This is a genomic window from Arthrobacter sp. efr-133-R2A-120 (genome assembly GCF_030209835.1).
In the GTDB taxonomy this organism is placed as follows: domain Bacteria; phylum Actinomycetota; class Actinomycetes; order Actinomycetales; family Micrococcaceae; genus Arthrobacter.
Genome location: NZ_JARVRF010000024.1, coordinates 59493 through 75918 on the forward strand (window position 1 = coordinate 59493; position 16426 = coordinate 75918).

Consider the following 16426-nt stretch of genomic DNA (forward strand, 5'->3'; position numbering starts at 1 on the left):
CAGTTCCGGCTGGTCAACCCCGCAATTCTACCGGTGGTTCGTGACCGGACCGCTGTCGGATGGGTCGTGTGACGGGCCCGGTTCGAACTTGTCTTCCATCGTAAGAACCAGGGCGAGCGCCGGGATCACACACTGGATGACCGCCGGGGGAACGGTGTAGTAGGTGTCCACGTGGACGAGGCCAAGATCGGCGAGGGTGGCGAGCTCGCGGAGCGCCCGGATCGCCTCGAAAGTGGGCAACGCGCTGCCCACCGATTCGTTCGCTGCCGCACTCTTGAGTTCGTCCACGCTGACAGGCTCCCCACTGGCTCCCCTCAGCAGGACCCTGGCCAGGGTTGCATTGTCCCGGGGACCTTCCTCCCACATGCTGCCGGAATCCATCACTGCACTTGCAAGGAATACCGTGAGGAACTCTCGCCGGATCTGAAGCCTCGAATCGAGGTCCTGGGAGTGCCATGATTCGGCGCCAGCGCCAGGTAGCGCACGCGTCGACCCAATCGACAGGATACGGGTGCCGACCATGGCAGCCCAGATATCGCTTAGTACGGGAACTTCGTGCATGGAGCCGACTTCAAATGACTCAGGATCGACTTCACCCTCGACTTCGGCCGCGCCCTGGCCCTCCGGGAGAGGCCGTTTCCCGGTCTTTTTCCCTCTGGCTTTCACTCCTACAACTCCGGCCGCACCTTCAATGTCTTTCAGCCGGAGCACGCCCGTGCTGGTGACGTCCTTTCCGGATCCCAGCCACTCCAGCAAACGTCCGGTCAACTGGAGGACCGGGAGTTCCTGGAACGCCCGGTCCTGCTCTTCGTCGGAGAGCTCCGGGATATTGCCAGGAAGATCCAATTCCCCGCCAGCTTCTTCGCTGAGGAGCATATGGAGGACGAAGTAGTCCTCCTCGGTTCCCGACCAGCGGCCCGTTTCAAAGAGGAATTCAGCATAAAGGTGCAAGTAATCGAAGATCTCGACAAGCGCCTCATCGCTGTCAGCCACGTCAAGCATCCCGGCAAGGGCAAGGGCTGCATCGTCCAAGCTGTCAGGGTCGAACCTGGTTGCGGAGCTTTCCTCGCTGATCGCGTGGCTCGCCGAGATGAAGAGTTTGACGATATGCAGACACCTTAAGGCGTCTTCGGCGTCACTGAATCTCTCGTACCAGTGAACGAATTCCGGGGTGAGGGAGTCGACTACGCGATGGTTGAGGACCAACTGCAAAGGCATTTTGGGGGCCGAAGGCGCTGCCTTGAGGTGCCCGCCGCGGGCCTTTGGCTTTTTCGTCTTCCGGCTCATGGCCGCTCCTTCGCTTCCCGGGCGCACAACTACCGCACTGACGTTACCCGAATCAATACGCGGGTTTGGAAATCAGGCAGTTATTGCTGGACCGCCCTCCGACGGCTTGCCGGCTTGGCCTTTGTCGGACGGACCCTCGCTCTTTGGCCCCTTGCCCGCGGATTCCGGCGCGGATTCCGGCGCGGCTTCCGAATATCTTCGTGCCGCCCGCGAGCCGGCGATGGTGCTTGCACCGATGCTGATGAGGGCGCCGAGGATCATGGCGGCCGCTTCTCCCGGTTCCAGCAGGTGCAATTGGGAGCCGATGGTGGCGGCTGCAACCGGCACTCCCAATTGGGACGAGGCCAGTACTGCGAGCGGCAAGGGCTGGCCGAGGGCCCGGATGCTTCCGTGCACCAGCAGTGTTCCAAAGCCAAGGCAGATCCCGAGGAGGATCATTCTCGGGCTGCCCGCGAGAGTCCGCAGGTCGAGCGATGCGCCCAGCCAGACGAAGAAGACCGGCCCCAGGAAACCATCGCTCACGGCGAAGAGCTGGTGCGCAAGGCGACGGGGTTCGCCCACCGCGGAGACCACCAGACCGAAGGAGAACCCGGCCAGCATGATGGAGACGTGGCCGAGGACCGCGAGCCCTGAAAGCGCGAACAGCAAGGCCAGCTGGATCCGTAGTTCCAGTGCGAACTTCCGGTCTTCGGAGATGTCGTGCAACCTTCCGCGGTTGCCGCTGTTCTCCAGCCAGCGAAGCACAAAAAACAGGACCAGCGCGCAAGCCGCGACGACGGCTGCCCCGACCGCCGCCCGGCCGGCGTTCGGCGGGTCAACGGCTAACGGAAGCGCCACAATGCAAGCGATATCAGCGATCGCCACTTGCGCCGTCGTCGTCAGGACCTTCGGCCCTGTCAGCCGAAGCGAGTCGACGATCGGCAAGACCAACGCTGCGGAGGAGGACGCGAGCAGAACGATGTAGAGGGGAGCATGTCCGGTGCCGAAGGCAAAAGCGATTGCGATTCCGACGACGGCGGCCAGCACCGCCGCGGTGCCGGCGCGCAGTGCGCCGCTACCCAGTGCGGGACGGATGGCTTTGTCCCGTACGGGGACATGCGTCCCGGCGACGAACATGATGAGGGCGAATCCGACGTCGGCCACGAACGTGAACGTCGGATCCGAGGAGTCCACCAGGCCGAGACCCGTGCGTCCGATGACGATGCCCGCCAGCAACTGTCCCAGCACAACCGGAAGGTGCCATTTCCGGGGGAGCGCGAGCAACGGTCCGAGGAGCGCGACCGCGGCGATCAGCGAAAGCTGAAAGAACGACACACGTTCCTCCTTCTACCGGCGTTGCGGTTGGTTAGCGGTGGTCACCGGGGCGCATCAGCCAGTTTCAGGGGAATGTCGGTGTTTTCGTTCGTGTAGTAGCTTGCGCACACCCGGTGATAGCCATCGGCCACTTGCGCGGGAATGCCCCTGGCAAGGTCGCCCTTGACCATGAGGATAGGCGAGAGCCTCTTGCCCTCCTTGATCTTCTTCAAGTCCGAGGCGACGTGGGCGTTGTCCTCGGGCAACAGCGCCAGCCGCGCGGCACGGAGGATGTCCTTGGCCTTGCGGTGCTGGATGGGCGCATCCTTGAGCGCCGCGACCACGGAGGCAACGACGTCGTCTGATTCCAACAGGGACAAATAGTCCGCCGCGCTCGGATAGTCCTGGTCCTCGGGCTGCGCCAACCAGCGGACTTCGTCTTTGTTGTCATCAGGCATGCGTTGTGCTCCTTGGCCAGCGGTAACGGCTTGCAAACGTAGGGGGCGCCGGACGCGGGACCTTGGAGAGGTCCGTGCCGGGACGTCGTCGTCGTAATTCAAGGGCGAGACTCTCCTGACCGCGCGCCATCGCCCAATGGTGATTCGCGGCAAAAGCGGGCTTGAGCAGCCAGCTTAGCCGCCGGAGCAGCGGTTTCGAGGTGCTGACCCGCCAATCATAGGTGACCACCGTTTCCGGTCCGTCCTGTTCGAAAGTCCAGCGCCCGGTACCGCTCAGGTCACCGCTCGCTGCGATCGCGAAACCTCTCTCGGTGATGGGTTCGGTGACAGTGAACCTCCAGCGAAGCGTGTACGGCAGCCAGCCTTTCGAGTGCAGCGAGAAGGCTTTTCCGGTCCCGTCCGCATTTCCCGGATCCAGCGGAACAACCCTCAAATACACCGAAGGCCACCAGTGGGGCAGTGTTCCGGCGTCGCCCAAAATATTCACGACTTCGCGCGGGGTCCCCGCGACGCGCCACACTGTGAGGAACTCGTAGTCGGCGTTGCTCTTGGAAATGCCGCCCATTGCTGCCTCCACGGCGCGGATGGATAGTGGACTCACAGTACTCATGCCGTTGCACACGGTCAACGGCCCGGCTTCGGTGTGCCCGCGGGCTGGTTACTCCCGGACGGTCACCGTCAGCCGTTGGATGTCATTGTTTCCCATGCCTTGATAGTTCCACTCCGGCGCCTCCGGCTGGGTCTGCCCGGTGGAATCCGTCGCGCGGCATGCCAGCTCGTGGGAACCGGGCGTTGCGATCCACGTGAACGTCCATCCACGCCACGCATGCCGGCCGGTCGGAGCTTGAAGTTGGGCCTCCTCCCAGGCCCCGTCCACACAGACTTCAACGCTATCTACGGTTCCTTTCCCGGACCAGGTCCGGCCGCTCAGCTGGACAGGTCCGGCGTCGACAGTGCGTTGCCTCGTGAAGAAATCGGGGACGCCTGGGGGAGCCATGAGGGAGCGGACTTTGATCCGCTGAACGGGTTCGCCGGGATCGTCTGCGTCTTGGGTGTAGCGGTAGGAGTCGAGCTGTTGGTAACCGTCGAAGCTGTGGTCTATTGCCTCGATGGATTGCAGCCATTTGACGCTCGTCATCCCGTACCAGCCCGGTACGAGCAGCCGGACAGGGTAGCCATGCTGCGGTGGCAGGGCTTGGCCGTTCACCTCATAGGCGAGCAGGACGTCGTCGGACATTGCTTCCGCGAGCGTCAGGCTGCGCGCGTATTGATGCTCCACACCGCCTTGGATCCCGCGGTCCGCGCCCGTGAAGACGAGTTCGACGGCGTCGGGGGAGACGCCCGCGTCGAGCAGCAACGGAGCGAGCGGGGTGCCGGTCCATTCGGCGGTGCCCACTCCACCCTGGTCCCATGGTTGGCTCACAGGCCGCGGTTCCAGCCGCGAGCGGCCGTTGCCGGCGCACTCCATCGTGACGGCTTGAGTGCGGCGCTCGCGGTGCTGGAGGTCAGGCAGGGTGTACTCGTGCGGATGGTCTACGAGCCCGCCGATATTCAGCCGCCACGAGACGGGATCGATCTGGGGGACGTCGAAATGGACCAGGAGATAGTGCATGCCCAGCGGTGTGACGGGCCATCGGAGCATCTCCAACGGCATGGCGTGGTTGCGCGAAGCCAGTTGCAGTTCTTCGCGGGTGATGGGACCGGTTGTGGGAGTGGCCGGTGTGGTTGGTTCTGTCGGAGCAGCAGGGGCGGTGGGGGCCGGGGTGGCAACAGCGGCGCCTTCCGCTGTGCGGCGGGTGTTGACGCTCATGCTCCCAGTATGGCCGCCCGCGGCGGTGGTGTCACTGATAGTTTGAGTCCTAAACAACCTCAGGAGTCCGTTGATGGCGCGCCCGCTCAAACCCTTGATCTCCATCGATGCCGTGGTCACGGCCGCCCTGGAACTCATTGATGAGACCGGCGATTTTAGCCTCCCCAAACTCGCCGCGCGGATCGGTGTCAGCCAGTCCTCCATCTACAACCACGTGTCGGGACGGGAAGAGATCCTGGAACTGGTCCGGGGCCGCATTACCGAAGGCGAGCCGTTGCCTCTCGACGTGGCTCCCGGTGCCGAGGCCAGTTGGGAGGATGTGCTGCGGTCCGAGATCCGCACCTACCGGGAAAACTTCGCCCGGCATCCGCGTGCGGCCCCGCTCATGGTGATGCAGACCGTCCGGAACCCCCACGTCATAGCTCTTTATGAGCGCATGGCTTCTGCCCTGGAGGATGCTGGCTTTCGGGGCCCTGAGGTTGCCTCGACCCTCGCCATGATTGACAGTTTCGCCATTGGCGCGGCGCTCGACCTGGCCGCTCCGGGCAGTGTTTGGGATGTGGCACCGGGCACCGACTCCGCGCTGGGACGTGCCGTAGAGGGAGCATCGGAACTCACCGACCGGGCCGAAACGGCTTTCGAGTTCGGGCTTGACGTCCTCATGGACGGCCTGCGCTTGCGGGCAAGGCCGGCTGGGGCGTTGAACAGGCAGGGTCCCGCGTAGTCAAGGGAAGTTTCCGCCCGGGCTTGTGTTCGACGAGGTTGCTCGCCATACTAAACGAAAGCCTTTCGTTTAGTGATTGAGGAACACCCAGTGACCACCTTGCCGCGCACCCTGTACCGAAACGCCAAGATCTTCACCGCAGCCGGGCCTGCTGAGGCCGAGGCCATGCTTATTGAGGGAGAGCGACTGGCTTTTGTTGGCAGCGAGGCCGAGACGCTTCGGATGGCCGGCCAGGCGGTTCCGGCCGCCGTCGTGGATTTGGGTGGTGCCTTTGTGCTCCCAGGCTTCATCGACGCGCACACGCACATCGTGATGATGGGCCAGACCATGCAGAAGGTTGCCTTGCGCGACGCCGCCAACCTCGAGGAGATCCAGCTCCGCCTCAAGGAAGCCGCCGCCGCAAATCCGGAGGCTCCGCGCATCCTGGGCACCAGCTGGCTGTTCTCGGCCATCCCGGGCGGTGCGCCGACCGCGGCGATGATTGACGCCGTCGTGCCCGACCGCCCGGTGTACCTGGACGCGAACGATCTCCACTCCATGTGGGTCAACACCGCTGCGCTGGCGGAGATGGGCATCGACAAGGACACACCGGACACGCTGGGCGGCAGGATCCTGCGCGATCCGGAAACGGGCGAGGCAACCGGGCTGTTGGAAGAAACCGCGATGCATGAGTACGCGTGGCCGAAATTGGCTTCCATGACAACCGATGAGCAGCGCGACGAGCACTTGGCTGCGGCATTCGAGCACTACTTGTCCACAGGTGTGACGAGCGGAATCGACATGGCGCTGGTCGAAGACGAGCTTGGCGCGATGCGTCGTGCGCTGGCGAGGGGAAACGGAACGCTGCCCCTACGTGTCAACGCCCACTGGCTGGTTGCTCCTACCGGAAACCATGAAGAAAACCTTGCCCAGGTGGCTCGCGCGGCGGAGCTGGCCCGCGAGGTGAATTCGCCGTGGCTGAGGGTGATCGGCATCAAGATCATCGCGGATGGAGTTATTGACGGCTGTACCGCAGCCATGAAGGAACCGTATGCGGACGGCAGCAACGCGGAGCTGATCTGGCAGCCCGAGTTCCTCAATCCGGTGGTAGCCGCCGCCGATGCCGAGGGTCTCCAGGTAGCCATTCACGCGATCGGCGACCTCGCATCCGAAGTAGCCCTTGACGCCTTGGAATACGCCAACGAGGTGAACGGGCCCAGGGATCGACGGCACAGGATTGAACACATGGAAACCGTGACGGCGGAGAGCATCCAACGCCTGGCAAGGCTGGGTGTGGTGGCTTCCATGCAGCCCGTCCACGCGGATCCGGCTGTGCAGGAGAACTGGCGTGCCATGCTGGGCGACGATCGCGTCGACCGCGCCTACCCGTGGACGGAATTCACCGACGCCGGCGCCACCCTGGCCCTGGGCTCGGATGCTCCCACCGCCCCGCACCAGCCGCTACCCAACATGTTCGTCGCGACCACCCGGAAGTCCGCCTTGGACGCGAGCCTGCCGGCGAACCTGCCGAAGTACGCCCTGGACCTCGCCGACGCGCTCAGCCATGCCACCCGCGATGCGGCCTACTCCTGTCGTCGGGAGGCTGAGCTGGGTACGCTCGCCACCGGAATGCTGGCGGACTTTGTGGTACTGGACACGGACCCGTTCGACGCCGGACTGGACTCGCTGCTGACGGCGTCAGTCGCGCTCACGGTGGTGGGCGGGGAAGTGTGGTACCGGGGGTAGGGGGCCGGGGCTCCGGGTCCGACGTCGGGCCGTGCGGCCGTCGGGCTATGGGGCCGTCGGCCTGCGGGCCGTTGGGAAAGTATTCTTCATTGAGTTGGTCTTTGGTGCTCGCGCTCCTGGACTGAGACAAATGAAAGAAGGAGAGCCTCCGTGAAGATCCGTGCCCCACGACTCGACGTGAGTGGCGTTCTCCTAGTTTGGGCATTGATATTCGGGCTGTGGCAGCCTTTTGTATGGTGGCGGGGGATTGTCGCTGCCGTATGTTTGATCTTCGCGCTGTGGGGTTTTGTTGCTTGGTACCGGCGTCGTCCTGCGCGGGGACGTTAGCGCACTCGAGCGGTTAGGGCGGCAGCCCTTTTGGACAAAGCGGGCGACCCCGAACTGACAACGGGAATTGTCGGCGGCCCCGATTACGGTGGAACGCATGACTGACCCGCGCGACCTGGACCTGCCCGGCGGCTACTCTGAACTGCTTGAAGGCTTAAGGACGGCTGTCCGGACCGCACGAATCAAGGTCCGGCGGGCTGTTAATAGTCAGTTGATTGAGTTGTATTGGACCATCGGCCAAGGTGTCAGGCTGCAGCAGCAGAAGCGCGGCTGGGGGAGCGGGGTAATCAAACGGCTGTCCTCCGATTTGCGTGCGGAGTTCCCCGAGATGAAGGGCCTTTCACCGCGCAACATCCAGTACATGACAACTTTTGCGGGCGCGTGGCGGGAAGGTCCAATTGCGCAACAGCCTGTTGCGCAATTGCCATGGGGCCATGTCACCGTCCTTTTGGATAGGCTGAGCACGCAGGAAGATCGTGCATCCTATGCCGCGGCAGCCGTCCAGTATGGGTGGTCGAGAAATGTCCTGCTGAACATGATCATGAACCGGACCTTGGAACGGACCGGCACGGCGCCGTCCAACTTTGCGCAACAGCTTGCTGCGCAGGAGTCCGAATTGGCCCAGCAGATCGCGAAAGATCCATACAACTTCGAATTCCTGGGCTTGTCCGGCGAAGTCGCTGAACGGGAACTGGAACTGGCCTTGACCAACAGGATCACCGAAACCCTGCGGGAACTTGGACCTGGGTTTGCCTTCGCAGGCCGGCAGGTCCATTTCGATGTCGACGGCGACGACTACTACGTTGACATGTTGTTTTTCCACATGGACCAAAACAGATACGTGGTTATCGAACTTAAGACTGGCAAGTTCCAGCCGGAGTTTGCCGGAAAGCTCAATTTCTACGTCGCGCTTGTCGACGATGTCCTCCGCCGTGAACATCACAACGAAACGATCGGCATCCTGATCTGCGGCACCAAGAACGACCGCAGCGTCAGGTACACCCTTGGGCGTTCAACGTCCCCAATGGCCGTGGCAGCTTACACCTATGACAAGCTGCCTGCCGCCGAACAGCAGTCCCTTCCCAACGAGAGCCACCTTGTGGCCGCGCTTGAATGGACTGAACCCAAAGCCGGCCAACCGGACTCCGACTAGCCTGCGCATAAAGCTAGGCGAATGCCGTTCGATAACGAGACGATCGACATAACGGTCGAACCTGGACATCACACCCTGCAAGTCCGAAATGGCCGAAATTCGAGCCGGACCAAGTCTTTCGGCGTCGCCGAGGGCGAAATCGCCAGATTCCGGTGCAGCGGAAAAGCCCCCTGCCGATCTTTCTCTTGTCCTTCGCGGTTCCCAGCCTGGCCCTCACGCTCAACCGCGAGTAGGCCCAACCAGGCGATTCCTTGCGATGGTCATCGGCGAAACGTGACGTGGATGATGCCGCTTTCGGCGGTCTCTGACGTGACGGTGTATTCGCTTTCCAGTCCCCGGAGATCGTCCCAAAGCCGTATTCCACTACCAAGCAGGATCGGGGTGATCGCGACGTGCAGCCGATCGACAAGTCCGGCACTGAGGTAATCGCGCACCACGGTAGGGCCACCTCCGATACGCACATCCTTTTCACCCGCTGCACTGAGCGCTCGTTCAAGCACTTCTTTGGGGCTGGTATTTACGAAGTGGAAGGTCGTACCGCCGGCCATGGTGATGGCAGGGCGGGGCGTGTGAGTGAGGACGAACACGGGAACGCGGAAGGGAGGCTCGTCGCCCCACCAGCCCTTCCACTCGGGGTCATTGGGGAAGTTATGGAACCCGAACATTCCGGCACCCATAATCTCAGCGCCGACCCCCTCGAAGTAGGCCGCCGCGTATTTGTCGTCGACGCCGGACGTTCCTTCTCCACTCGTGTCATGCAGGACCCGCTCACGGAACGTGCGGGTGGACGTATATGCGTCAACTAGTCGGCCCCAGTCCGATCCGAACGGATTCTCCGGAGTTGCGTCCGTGGTCGTGGCGAAACCATCCAGCGAGATATTCAGGTCAACTCGAACAGCCATGGTGAAGGTCCCCTCAGATCAGTGGTTGCGTTATGCAACCACCATACTGGTGCCGAGATCACTGTCTCGGAAGCATTCACGGAAGAATTAAGGGATCCGCGGCCTGGGAGCGGGTCTTCGACACCCGCGGTACCCAGCAGCGCACGGCATCGCGGTATTGCTGGAATTCTCCGCCGAACCGCTCCTCCAGGTCAGATTCCTCAAGCGGCCTGACAACGTAATTCCACACCAGCGAGCCCACGACGGCGTAGGCCACCACCAGCCATGACTGCAGGATGACGCCAACTGCCGCGCCCTGGAGAATGCCCGCGGCCGCCATTGGATTACGTATCGAGCGATACGGACCTGCGATGACCAAATGGTTTGGCATTGCCGACGGCAGCGGGGTGCCATTTCCCAACGTCGACATCACTACGGCCGCCGAGATGCCAAGGGCGCTGGCGAGTACCAGAACCGCGACACCCACAGGAGCGGCAAACGAGGGAAACGGGAGCACCACCGCCCAGCGCTGTTCGAGAGCCGCTATCCCAAACGGAATCACCGCCAGGAAGAACCCCCAGAAAATGATGATTTGCCCGAATGTTGAAACCACATGGGTGGCGGCGACCGGGCGGGGGATTGCGGGCCGGAATGAGAATGGACCGCGGATGATCCACGCGGTCGGTACACGCCCTAGCAAGATGAGGCAGAGTGCGATCACTGAACCCGCGGTCGCAGCGCCCATGCCTAGTACGCCCCAGCCCGCTTCGGTTGTGACGGTGGCGTATACCGCTAGTGCGACGGCGACAACACTCGTCCAGCCGGTACTCGCCACCGCGGCAGCCTTAACGCCAAACGCCGCCACGGCCGACGCCACGACGAACAAAGGAATGTCGAACACGGTAACCGCAACCGGGTCGAGGTTACCGAGGGTCGCCTCGCGCACCACCGACGACAGGAAGACGGCGGCCCACCAGAAGAAACCGGCAATCGCCTGCATGGCAAAATATGCCCTGCCCCACCAAATAGCTCCGCCCCGCCGAATCAAGGGCGACACCCGCTCAGCCCAAACATCCGTAGCCCCAATCGCAGACAATTTTGGCTCAGCCTACCGAATTCGAAGCTACGTCCGTCTTCACACGAGTCCCCCGCAGGACTAGTTACCCCCAGCCCCGCAAAATCCCCTCGCGGCTACAATGAGAAATATGCCGGACATTGAGCGTTGGCCCACCGGACGGTTGTTGTCTACAGCGGCCCGGCTGGTGGAACACGCTTGGGACGAGAATCTCAGGGAGATCGGCCTCACCCACGCCGGTGTCATCGCCCTTGAGGTTCTTGCCGTCACGGGCCCCATCACTCAGACCGCGCTCGCGCAGATCGTCCGCGTGCAGGCCCAGACCATGGGGCAGACCCTCAGCAGGCTCGAAACCCACGGCCACATAAGCCGCCGTCGAAGTTCCGAAGACCGCAGGGTGCACGTCGTTTCGCTGACCGACGTCGGCAAAGAAGCGCTTGAGCGGGCGGTCGAGTCGGAGCAACAGGTCCTCGCCCAAGTGTCCATCGATACGTCGATGTTCAGGCAGGAATTGAAGGTACTCGTGCGCGAGCTGGCAGGCCGGCAAGGACCCGGGGGAGTCAACGCTAGCGCCCCTCTTGCCTCCGCAGCACGGGAAGACTAGTCCCAGCGCGAGTCGGAAACCGTCATTCGGGCTTCTCGCCCAGGAGGCCCCAGCGGTTCTTGGAAACGTCGACGGCGGACCGCTCAACGGCCGTCGGACCCTCGCCGCGCACAGCCAATTCATCCAGGACCGCGTCGTACCAGGACTTGACCCCGAACTCAGGCTTCCCGACGTCGAGCAACCTGAAGAGAGCGTCAGCCAAGAAGTTGAGCTCGGCAACGGACAACTTCGCAAGCCCTTGGACCGGGTCCAGCTCGCCTTCCAAGCATGAGGTGAGTAGCGCGTTCACAGCGCGGCTCCAAGCTTGGGAGTGGCGGCGCAAGAAGACTTGGAAGAGGTGGGGGTCCGGCGGGTCATGGGTCACTCCATGGAAAAGAGTTCCGAGGGCCGGCTGCATAACCCACCCTGATGATATCGACGCCGTGAGGGGCGCGGCAAGCACGCCGCGCCGCCCGAACCCGGCATCAACGCAGACTAAATGGCGCGTTCAGCCCCTTCCGCGTCGCCGAAGCAGCCAAGCCACCAGGACCACGACTGCGGCGGCGCAAAGCACGGGGCCGAAACGTCGGACGAGCACCGGCCACACGGCAGAGCCCAGGTCCAATTCCGACGACGGCGCGAACGGCGCGGAAGGCGGTGCAGGTGCAGCCGCCGCCGCCGGCACAGGAGCCGCCGGAGGCCCGGCCACCGGCGCTGCGGGACCCGCAGCGGGCACGGCGGCGGCGGGCCCGGCGGCTGCTCCAGCCGCGGGCTCCCCGGGCTCCGCCTCCCCATCCGTTCCGGACCCTGCAGACGCTGCCGAGCCGCCGGCGTCGGGCTCAGTATCCTTCTCAGAACCGCCGCCCGCCTTCCCGATCACGCACTGGACAAACTGCTCCAGCAACTTGTCCGAGATGTCCTGGATGACGCCCCGGCCGAATTGGGCCGGTTTGCCGGTGACGTTCATGTCGGTGGTCACGTCCACGGAGGTGCCGTCGCCGTCGGGCGTCAGCACTGCCGTCACAGTGGCACCCGCCGTTCCGTTGCCGCGTTTGTCCTTGCCCGTGGCCGAAATGACTACCGTGTGCGTCTCCTGGTTGCGTTCGAGGAATTCACCGGTGCCGGTGTAGATCATGGCGATCGGCCCGAGCTTGACCTTGACCGTTCCGGTGAACTGCTCGCCGCTCACGGACGTGAGTGTCGCCCCGGGGAAACAGGGCGCGATGTCTTCCAGCTGGTTGAAGGAATGCCAGGTGTCCTCCAGCGAACTGGGAACCACGAAATGATGTTTGAGTTCCACGTCTTCCTCCCGTCCGTGTTCCGCTAGAGTCCGGCGGCCACGATGACGGCCCGCTTGGTGAGGACCTCGGCCAGGTGGCGGCGGTAGGCCGCGTCCCCGTTGAGGTCGCTCGCGGGATCGGTCCCTTCGCCAGCGTGTGCGCTCGCGGTGGCGATCGCTTCACGGGTTAGCGGTGCTCCTACTAGTGCCTGCTCGACGGCGGTCGCCCGCAACGGCGTGCTGGCCATGTTGGTCAGGCCGATCCTGGCCTCGGCGATCGTGCCGCCTTCCACCCGGACCATCGCGGCCACGGCGACAATAGACCATTGCTGGGCCACCCTCGTGAATTTCTCGTAGCGTGCACCCCACCCGGTGTACTTCGGCACCCGAATATGGGTGAGGATCTCGCCGTCATCGACGGCGGTGGTGAAGTACCCCTGGAAGAAGTCCGCCGCTGCCACCCGGCGTTCCCCGTCCAGACCTGCCAGGATGAAGGTCGCGTCCGCGGCCAGCACCGGCGCGGGCATGTCGCCCGCCGGGTCGGCGTGCACCAGGGCGCCGCCGAACGTACCGCGGTGACGGACCTGGGGATCCGCGACCGTCGCAGCGGCCATGGCCAGCAACGGCACGTGCTCGGCAATAAGCGGGTCGGTGACGATCTCGTGGTGCGTTGTCATGGCTCCGATCAGCAGCGCGTCGCCGTCGTCGCGGACCCCGGACAGCTCGCCTATCCGGCCCAAGTCGACCACCATCGCCGGGTCGGCCAGGCGCAGTTTCATCACGGGGATCAGGCTTTGGCCCCCGGCCAGCAGCTTCACGTCGTCGCCGGCGTCGGCCAACACGCCCAACGCCTCCGCCACCGTAGCCGGAGCGGCGTAATCGAATGCGCTCGGAATCATTGCACACCTCCGGTGGTCTTGGCTTCTTCAAGGGCGGCCCACACGCGCGCCGGCGTACAGGGCATCTTGATGTCCTTCACGCCAAGGTGCCGCACCGCGTCCAGCACACCGTTGACAATGGCGGGCGTTGAGGCGATGGTTCCCGCCTCGCCGACTCCCTTGGCCCCCAGTTGGTTGGTGGTCGAAGGCGTCTCGGTGCGCGCCGTCGTGAAGTGCGGCAGATCCGGCGCGCTCGGCACCAAGTAGTCCACAAACGAGCCCGTGACCAGGGTCCCGGCGTCGTCGTGAACGGCCTCCTCATAGAGAGCCTGGGCGATTCCCTGCGCCAGGCCGCCGTGGACCTGGCCCTCCACAATCAGCGGATTGACCACCACTCCGACGTCGTCCACGCAAACATACTTGCGTATGGTGACTTGCCCCGTCTCGGTGTCCACTTCCATGGCGGCCAGATGGGTGCCGTGCGGGAAGGAGAAGCTCTGCGGGTCGAAGGTGGCATCCGAGTCCAGATTGGGCTCAAACCCGTCCGGCAGGTTGTGCGCCGAGAAGGCGGCGAAGGCGACTTCACCGAACGCCGTGGACTGGTCAGTCCCCTTAACGCTGAACTTGCCGTCCGTGAACTCGATGTCCTCTTCGCTGGCCTCCATCATGTGCGCTGCCAGGACCTTGGCCTTCTCGATCACCTTATCCGCCGCGGCGAGCACCGCCATGCCGCCGACCGCCAGCGAGCGGGAGCCGTAGGTGTCCAGGCCCCGCTGGGAGATCTGGGTATCGCCATGCAGCACCTCGACATTTTCGAAGGGCACGCCGAGCTTGTCCGCCACAAGCTGGCTCCACGCGGTTTCGTGGCCCTGGCCGTGCGGGGAAGTGCCGGTGACCACTTCGATGTTGCCAGTGGGGAGTACCCGCACCTGGGCGTGCTCCCAGCCGCCAGCGGCGTAACTCAGCGCGCCGAGCACCCGGGATGGAGCCAAGCCGCACATTTCGGTGAATGTGGAGATGCCGATGCCGAGTTGGACAGGATCGTTCGCCTCGCGGCGCCTGGCCTGCTCTGCCCGGAGTTCGTCGTAGCCAAAGAGCTCCAGGGCCTTCGCCGTGGCCGCCTCGTAGTTGCCGCTGTCGTATTCGAGTCCCGTGACAGTGGTGAAGGGGAACTCCTCGTGGTTGATCCAGTTCTTCTTCCGCAGTTCCAGGGGATCCATGCCCAGGTCGACGGCGAGCTCATCCATCAAGCGCTCGATAGCGAAGGTTGCTTCCGGTCGGCCCGCGCCGCGGTAAGCGCCCGTCCACGCCTTGTTGGTGAAGACGTTGCTGCATTCCAGGCGGTAGGCAGGGAACTTGTAGATAGCGTTGTACATGAACGCGCCCAGGATTGGGATGCCCGAGCCGATAATGCCCAGGTAGGCTCCCATGTCCGCCAGCAGCTGAATGTCCAGCCCGGTGACGATCCCGTCCTTCGTGGCCGCGAGCTTCACCTTCTGCACTTGGGCCCGGCCGTGATGTCCGGACTGCAGGGACTCGCTGCGGGTTTCGGTGTATTTGCAGGGCTTGCCGACCCGCCGGGCTGCCATGAGGGTGATGAACTCCTCGGGGATCACCGTCAGCTTTCCGCCAAAACCGCCGCCCACGTCGGGGGCGATCACACGGAGCTTGCTTTCCGGGAGGCCGAGCGTCAATGCCAGGATCAGCCGCAGGATATGGGGTATCTGCGTGGACGACCACATGGTGATTTGCTCACTCGTCGGGTCAACCACGATCGAGCGCGGTTCCATGAAGGCCGGGATAAGGCGCTGCTGGTAAAAGGTGCGTTCGATGAGGACTTCGGCGTTCGCCAATGCCTCGGCGATCGGCTTGCCGGTGCCGGCTTCGCCCGAGTCAAACACCCAGGTCGCCGAGAGATTGGAGTCCAAGTTGGAGTGGGCCAGCACCTTGTCGGTGAACGCTTCCTCCAGATCCAGGACCACCGGCAGTTCGTCGTAACTGACGTCCACGAGTTCGACGGCGTCCCGCGCCGCTGCGGCGCTCCGGGCAACGATGCAGGCAACTACTTCGCCGGCAAAGGCGACCTCGTCGACGGCGATGGATGGGAACGCTGGTGCCTTCTGCTCGGTGGTGACCGGCCAGACATTGGGCAGGCTGCCCTGTTCCGCGGCCACATCGGCTCCGGTAAGCACGGCGACGACGCCGGGTGAGGACTTTGCCGCGGAGGTATCGATCGAGGTGATCTTCGCGTGGGCGAACGGACTGCGGACCATGGCCAAATGGAGCATGCCGGGCAACGTCATGTTGTCGGTGTACCTGGAGCGTCCGGTGATGAGGTGGGCATCTTCCTTGCGGAGGCGGGGCCTGCCGACTTCGGCGATGGTCATGCCACACCTGCCGTTTCTGTTTCGTCGCTGTCCGCGGACACTGTGCTGTCAGAAGAAACCGTGCCGTCGGAAGAAACGGTTCCGTCAGCGGCGGCCTGCACCGCGGCAACTATGTTCTGGTACCCGGTGCACCGGCAAAGGTTTCCCTCAAGGCCGTCCCGGATTTCCTGCTCGGTGGGGTGTGGGTTTTCGGTGAGGAGGGATGCCGATTGCATGATCATGCCGGGCGTGCAGAAGCCGCATTGCAGCGCATGGCATTGGTGGAAGGCTTGCTGCAGCGGGGCGAGCTTGCCGTCCCGGGCGAGGCCTTCGATGGTGGTGACGCTGTGGCCGTCTGCCTGAACCGCGAACATGGTGCAGGATTTGACGCTGACTCCGTCCAGATGGACGGTGCAGGCGCCGCAGTTGGTAGTGTCGCAGCCGATCAATGTGCCGGTCTTGCCGAGCCGTTCGCGCAGGTATTGGACCAGCAGCAATCGTGGCTCGACGTCGTCTGTGTAGCTCACATCATCGACTTCGACGGTGATCGTCTTGGAACTCGCCATTGGGATCTCCTGTCGCGTTGG

16 protein-coding genes are annotated in these 16426 nt (G+C 63.7%); 4 read left to right on the forward strand and 12 right to left on the reverse strand.

The genetic code is table 11. The annotated features are described in order from the left end of the window. Positions 1-27 precede the first annotated feature (27 nt). From QRN52_RS12940 to QRN52_RS12960, 5 genes are all read right to left on the reverse strand, one after another. A complete protein-coding gene (locus QRN52_RS12940) occupies positions 28-1287 on the reverse strand; it encodes a hypothetical protein (protein WP_284753135.1) in 1260 nt (419 codons plus the stop codon). A gap of 72 nt (positions 1288-1359) precedes the next feature. Further along, on the reverse strand, positions 1360-2601 hold the full coding sequence (locus QRN52_RS12945; RefSeq protein ID WP_284753136.1) for a cation:proton antiporter: 1242 nt from the start codon (positions 2599-2601) through the stop codon (positions 1360-1362). Between the two features lie 41 nt (positions 2602-2642). Next, positions 2643-3038, reverse strand: a complete 396-nt coding sequence (locus QRN52_RS12950) for a hypothetical protein (protein ID WP_284753137.1) — start codon at positions 3036-3038, stop codon at positions 2643-2645. After that, positions 3031-3603 (reverse strand): SRPBCC family protein, encoded by a 573-nt coding sequence (locus QRN52_RS12955; RefSeq protein WP_284753267.1) that lies wholly within the window; start codon positions 3601-3603, stop codon positions 3031-3033. Before QRN52_RS12955 ends, QRN52_RS12950 begins: the two co-directional genes overlap by 8 nt. A 93-nt stretch (positions 3604-3696) precedes the next feature. After that, the gene (locus QRN52_RS12960) at positions 3697-4848 is read right to left on the reverse strand and encodes a sulfite oxidase (RefSeq protein ID WP_284753138.1); all 1152 of its coding nucleotides are present in this window, start codon (positions 4846-4848) and stop codon (positions 3697-3699) included. A 73-nt stretch (positions 4849-4921) separates the two neighbouring features. On the opposite strand from QRN52_RS12960, the gene QRN52_RS12965 reads away from it, so the two are divergent. The 3 genes from QRN52_RS12965 to QRN52_RS12975 all read left to right on the forward strand — a co-directional run bounded on the left by QRN52_RS12965 (position 4922) and on the right by QRN52_RS12975 (position 8777). Then, positions 4922-5572: a TetR/AcrR family transcriptional regulator C-terminal domain-containing protein gene (locus QRN52_RS12965; RefSeq protein ID WP_284753139.1), complete on the forward strand. Its 651-nt coding sequence runs from the start codon at positions 4922-4924 to the stop codon at positions 5570-5572. A gap of 90 nt (positions 5573-5662) precedes the next feature. Then, entirely contained in the window at positions 5663-7297 is a 1635-nt protein-coding gene (locus tag QRN52_RS12970) for an amidohydrolase (RefSeq protein ID WP_350225150.1), read from the forward strand. A gap of 424 nt (positions 7298-7721) precedes the next feature. Beyond that, positions 7722-8777: a PDDEXK nuclease domain-containing protein gene (locus QRN52_RS12975; RefSeq protein WP_284753140.1), complete on the forward strand. Its 1056-nt coding sequence runs from the start codon at positions 7722-7724 to the stop codon at positions 8775-8777. A gap of 260 nt (positions 8778-9037) precedes the next feature. Here the strand turns inward: QRN52_RS12975 and QRN52_RS12980 are convergent, their stop codons facing one another. Together QRN52_RS12980 and QRN52_RS12985 are read right to left on the reverse strand one after the other, a co-directional pair. Next, complete coding sequence (locus tag QRN52_RS12980; RefSeq protein ID WP_284753141.1) at positions 9038-9679, reverse strand: dihydrofolate reductase family protein; 642 nt, start codon at positions 9677-9679, stop codon at positions 9038-9040. A gap of 76 nt (positions 9680-9755) precedes the next feature. Further along, complete coding sequence (locus QRN52_RS12985; protein ID WP_284753142.1) at positions 9756-10658, reverse strand: methyltransferase family protein; 903 nt, start codon at positions 10656-10658, stop codon at positions 9756-9758. A gap of 205 nt (positions 10659-10863) precedes the next feature. Between QRN52_RS12985 and QRN52_RS12990 the strand changes: the two genes are divergently transcribed. Beyond that, positions 10864-11337 carry a MarR family winged helix-turn-helix transcriptional regulator gene (locus QRN52_RS12990; protein WP_284753143.1) on the forward strand — a complete coding sequence of 158 codons (474 nt, stop codon included), beginning with the start codon at positions 10864-10866 and terminating at the stop codon, positions 11335-11337. A gap of 22 nt (positions 11338-11359) precedes the next feature. Here the strand turns inward: QRN52_RS12990 and QRN52_RS12995 are convergent, their stop codons facing one another. From QRN52_RS12995 to QRN52_RS13015, 5 genes are all read right to left on the reverse strand, one after another. Beyond that, complete coding sequence (locus QRN52_RS12995; protein ID WP_284753144.1) at positions 11360-11626, reverse strand: hypothetical protein; 267 nt, start codon at positions 11624-11626, stop codon at positions 11360-11362. 198 nt (positions 11627-11824) lie between these two features. Beyond that, on the reverse strand, positions 11825-12616 hold the full coding sequence (locus QRN52_RS13000; RefSeq protein ID WP_284753145.1) for an SRPBCC family protein: 792 nt from the start codon (positions 12614-12616) through the stop codon (positions 11825-11827). A 23-nt stretch (positions 12617-12639) separates the two neighbouring features. After that, entirely contained in the window at positions 12640-13494 is an 855-nt protein-coding gene (locus QRN52_RS13005) for an FAD binding domain-containing protein (protein WP_284753146.1), read from the reverse strand. After that, positions 13491-15860 (reverse strand): xanthine dehydrogenase family protein molybdopterin-binding subunit, encoded by a 2370-nt coding sequence (locus QRN52_RS13010; RefSeq protein WP_284753147.1) that lies wholly within the window; start codon positions 15858-15860, stop codon positions 13491-13493. The genes QRN52_RS13005 and QRN52_RS13010 overlap by 4 nt, the downstream gene beginning before the upstream one ends. Beyond that, positions 15857-16405 carry a (2Fe-2S)-binding protein gene (locus QRN52_RS13015; protein ID WP_284753148.1) on the reverse strand — a complete coding sequence of 183 codons (549 nt, stop codon included), beginning with the start codon at positions 16403-16405 and terminating at the stop codon, positions 15857-15859. The genes QRN52_RS13010 and QRN52_RS13015 overlap by 4 nt, the downstream gene beginning before the upstream one ends. Positions 16406-16426 lie beyond the last annotated feature (21 nt).

Coding starts and splice junctions, on each gene's coding strand:
- QRN52_RS12940 (WP_284753135.1), bottom strand. CDS start 1,287: ATGAGCCGGAAGACGAAAAAGCCAAAGGCCCGCGGCGGGCACCTCAAG.
- QRN52_RS12950 (WP_284753137.1), bottom strand. CDS start 3,038: ATGCCTGATGACAACAAAGACGAAGTCCGCTGGTTGGCGCAGCCCGAG.
- QRN52_RS12955 (WP_284753267.1), bottom strand. CDS start 3,603: ATGGGCGGCATTTCCAAGAGCAACGCCGACTACGAGTTCCTCACAGTG.
- QRN52_RS12960 (WP_284753138.1), bottom strand. CDS start 4,848: ATGAGCGTCAACACCCGCCGCACAGCGGAAGGCGCCGCTGTTGCCACC.
- QRN52_RS12965 (WP_284753139.1), top strand. CDS start 4,922: ATGGCGCGCCCGCTCAAACCCTTGATCTCCATCGATGCCGTGGTCACG.
- QRN52_RS12975 (WP_284753140.1), top strand. CDS start 7,722: ATGACTGACCCGCGCGACCTGGACCTGCCCGGCGGCTACTCTGAACTG.
- QRN52_RS12980 (WP_284753141.1), bottom strand. CDS start 9,679: ATGGCTGTTCGAGTTGACCTGAATATCTCGCTGGATGGTTTCGCCACG.
- QRN52_RS12985 (WP_284753142.1), bottom strand. CDS start 10,658: ATGCAGGCGATTGCCGGTTTCTTCTGGTGGGCCGCCGTCTTCCTGTCG.
- QRN52_RS12990 (WP_284753143.1), top strand. CDS start 10,864: ATGCCGGACATTGAGCGTTGGCCCACCGGACGGTTGTTGTCTACAGCG.
- QRN52_RS13005 (WP_284753146.1), bottom strand. CDS start 13,494: ATGATTCCGAGCGCATTCGATTACGCCGCTCCGGCTACGGTGGCGGAG.
- QRN52_RS13010 (WP_284753147.1), bottom strand. CDS start 15,860: ATGACCATCGCCGAAGTCGGCAGGCCCCGCCTCCGCAAGGAAGATGCC.
- QRN52_RS13015 (WP_284753148.1), bottom strand. CDS start 16,405: ATGGCGAGTTCCAAGACGATCACCGTCGAAGTCGATGATGTGAGCTAC.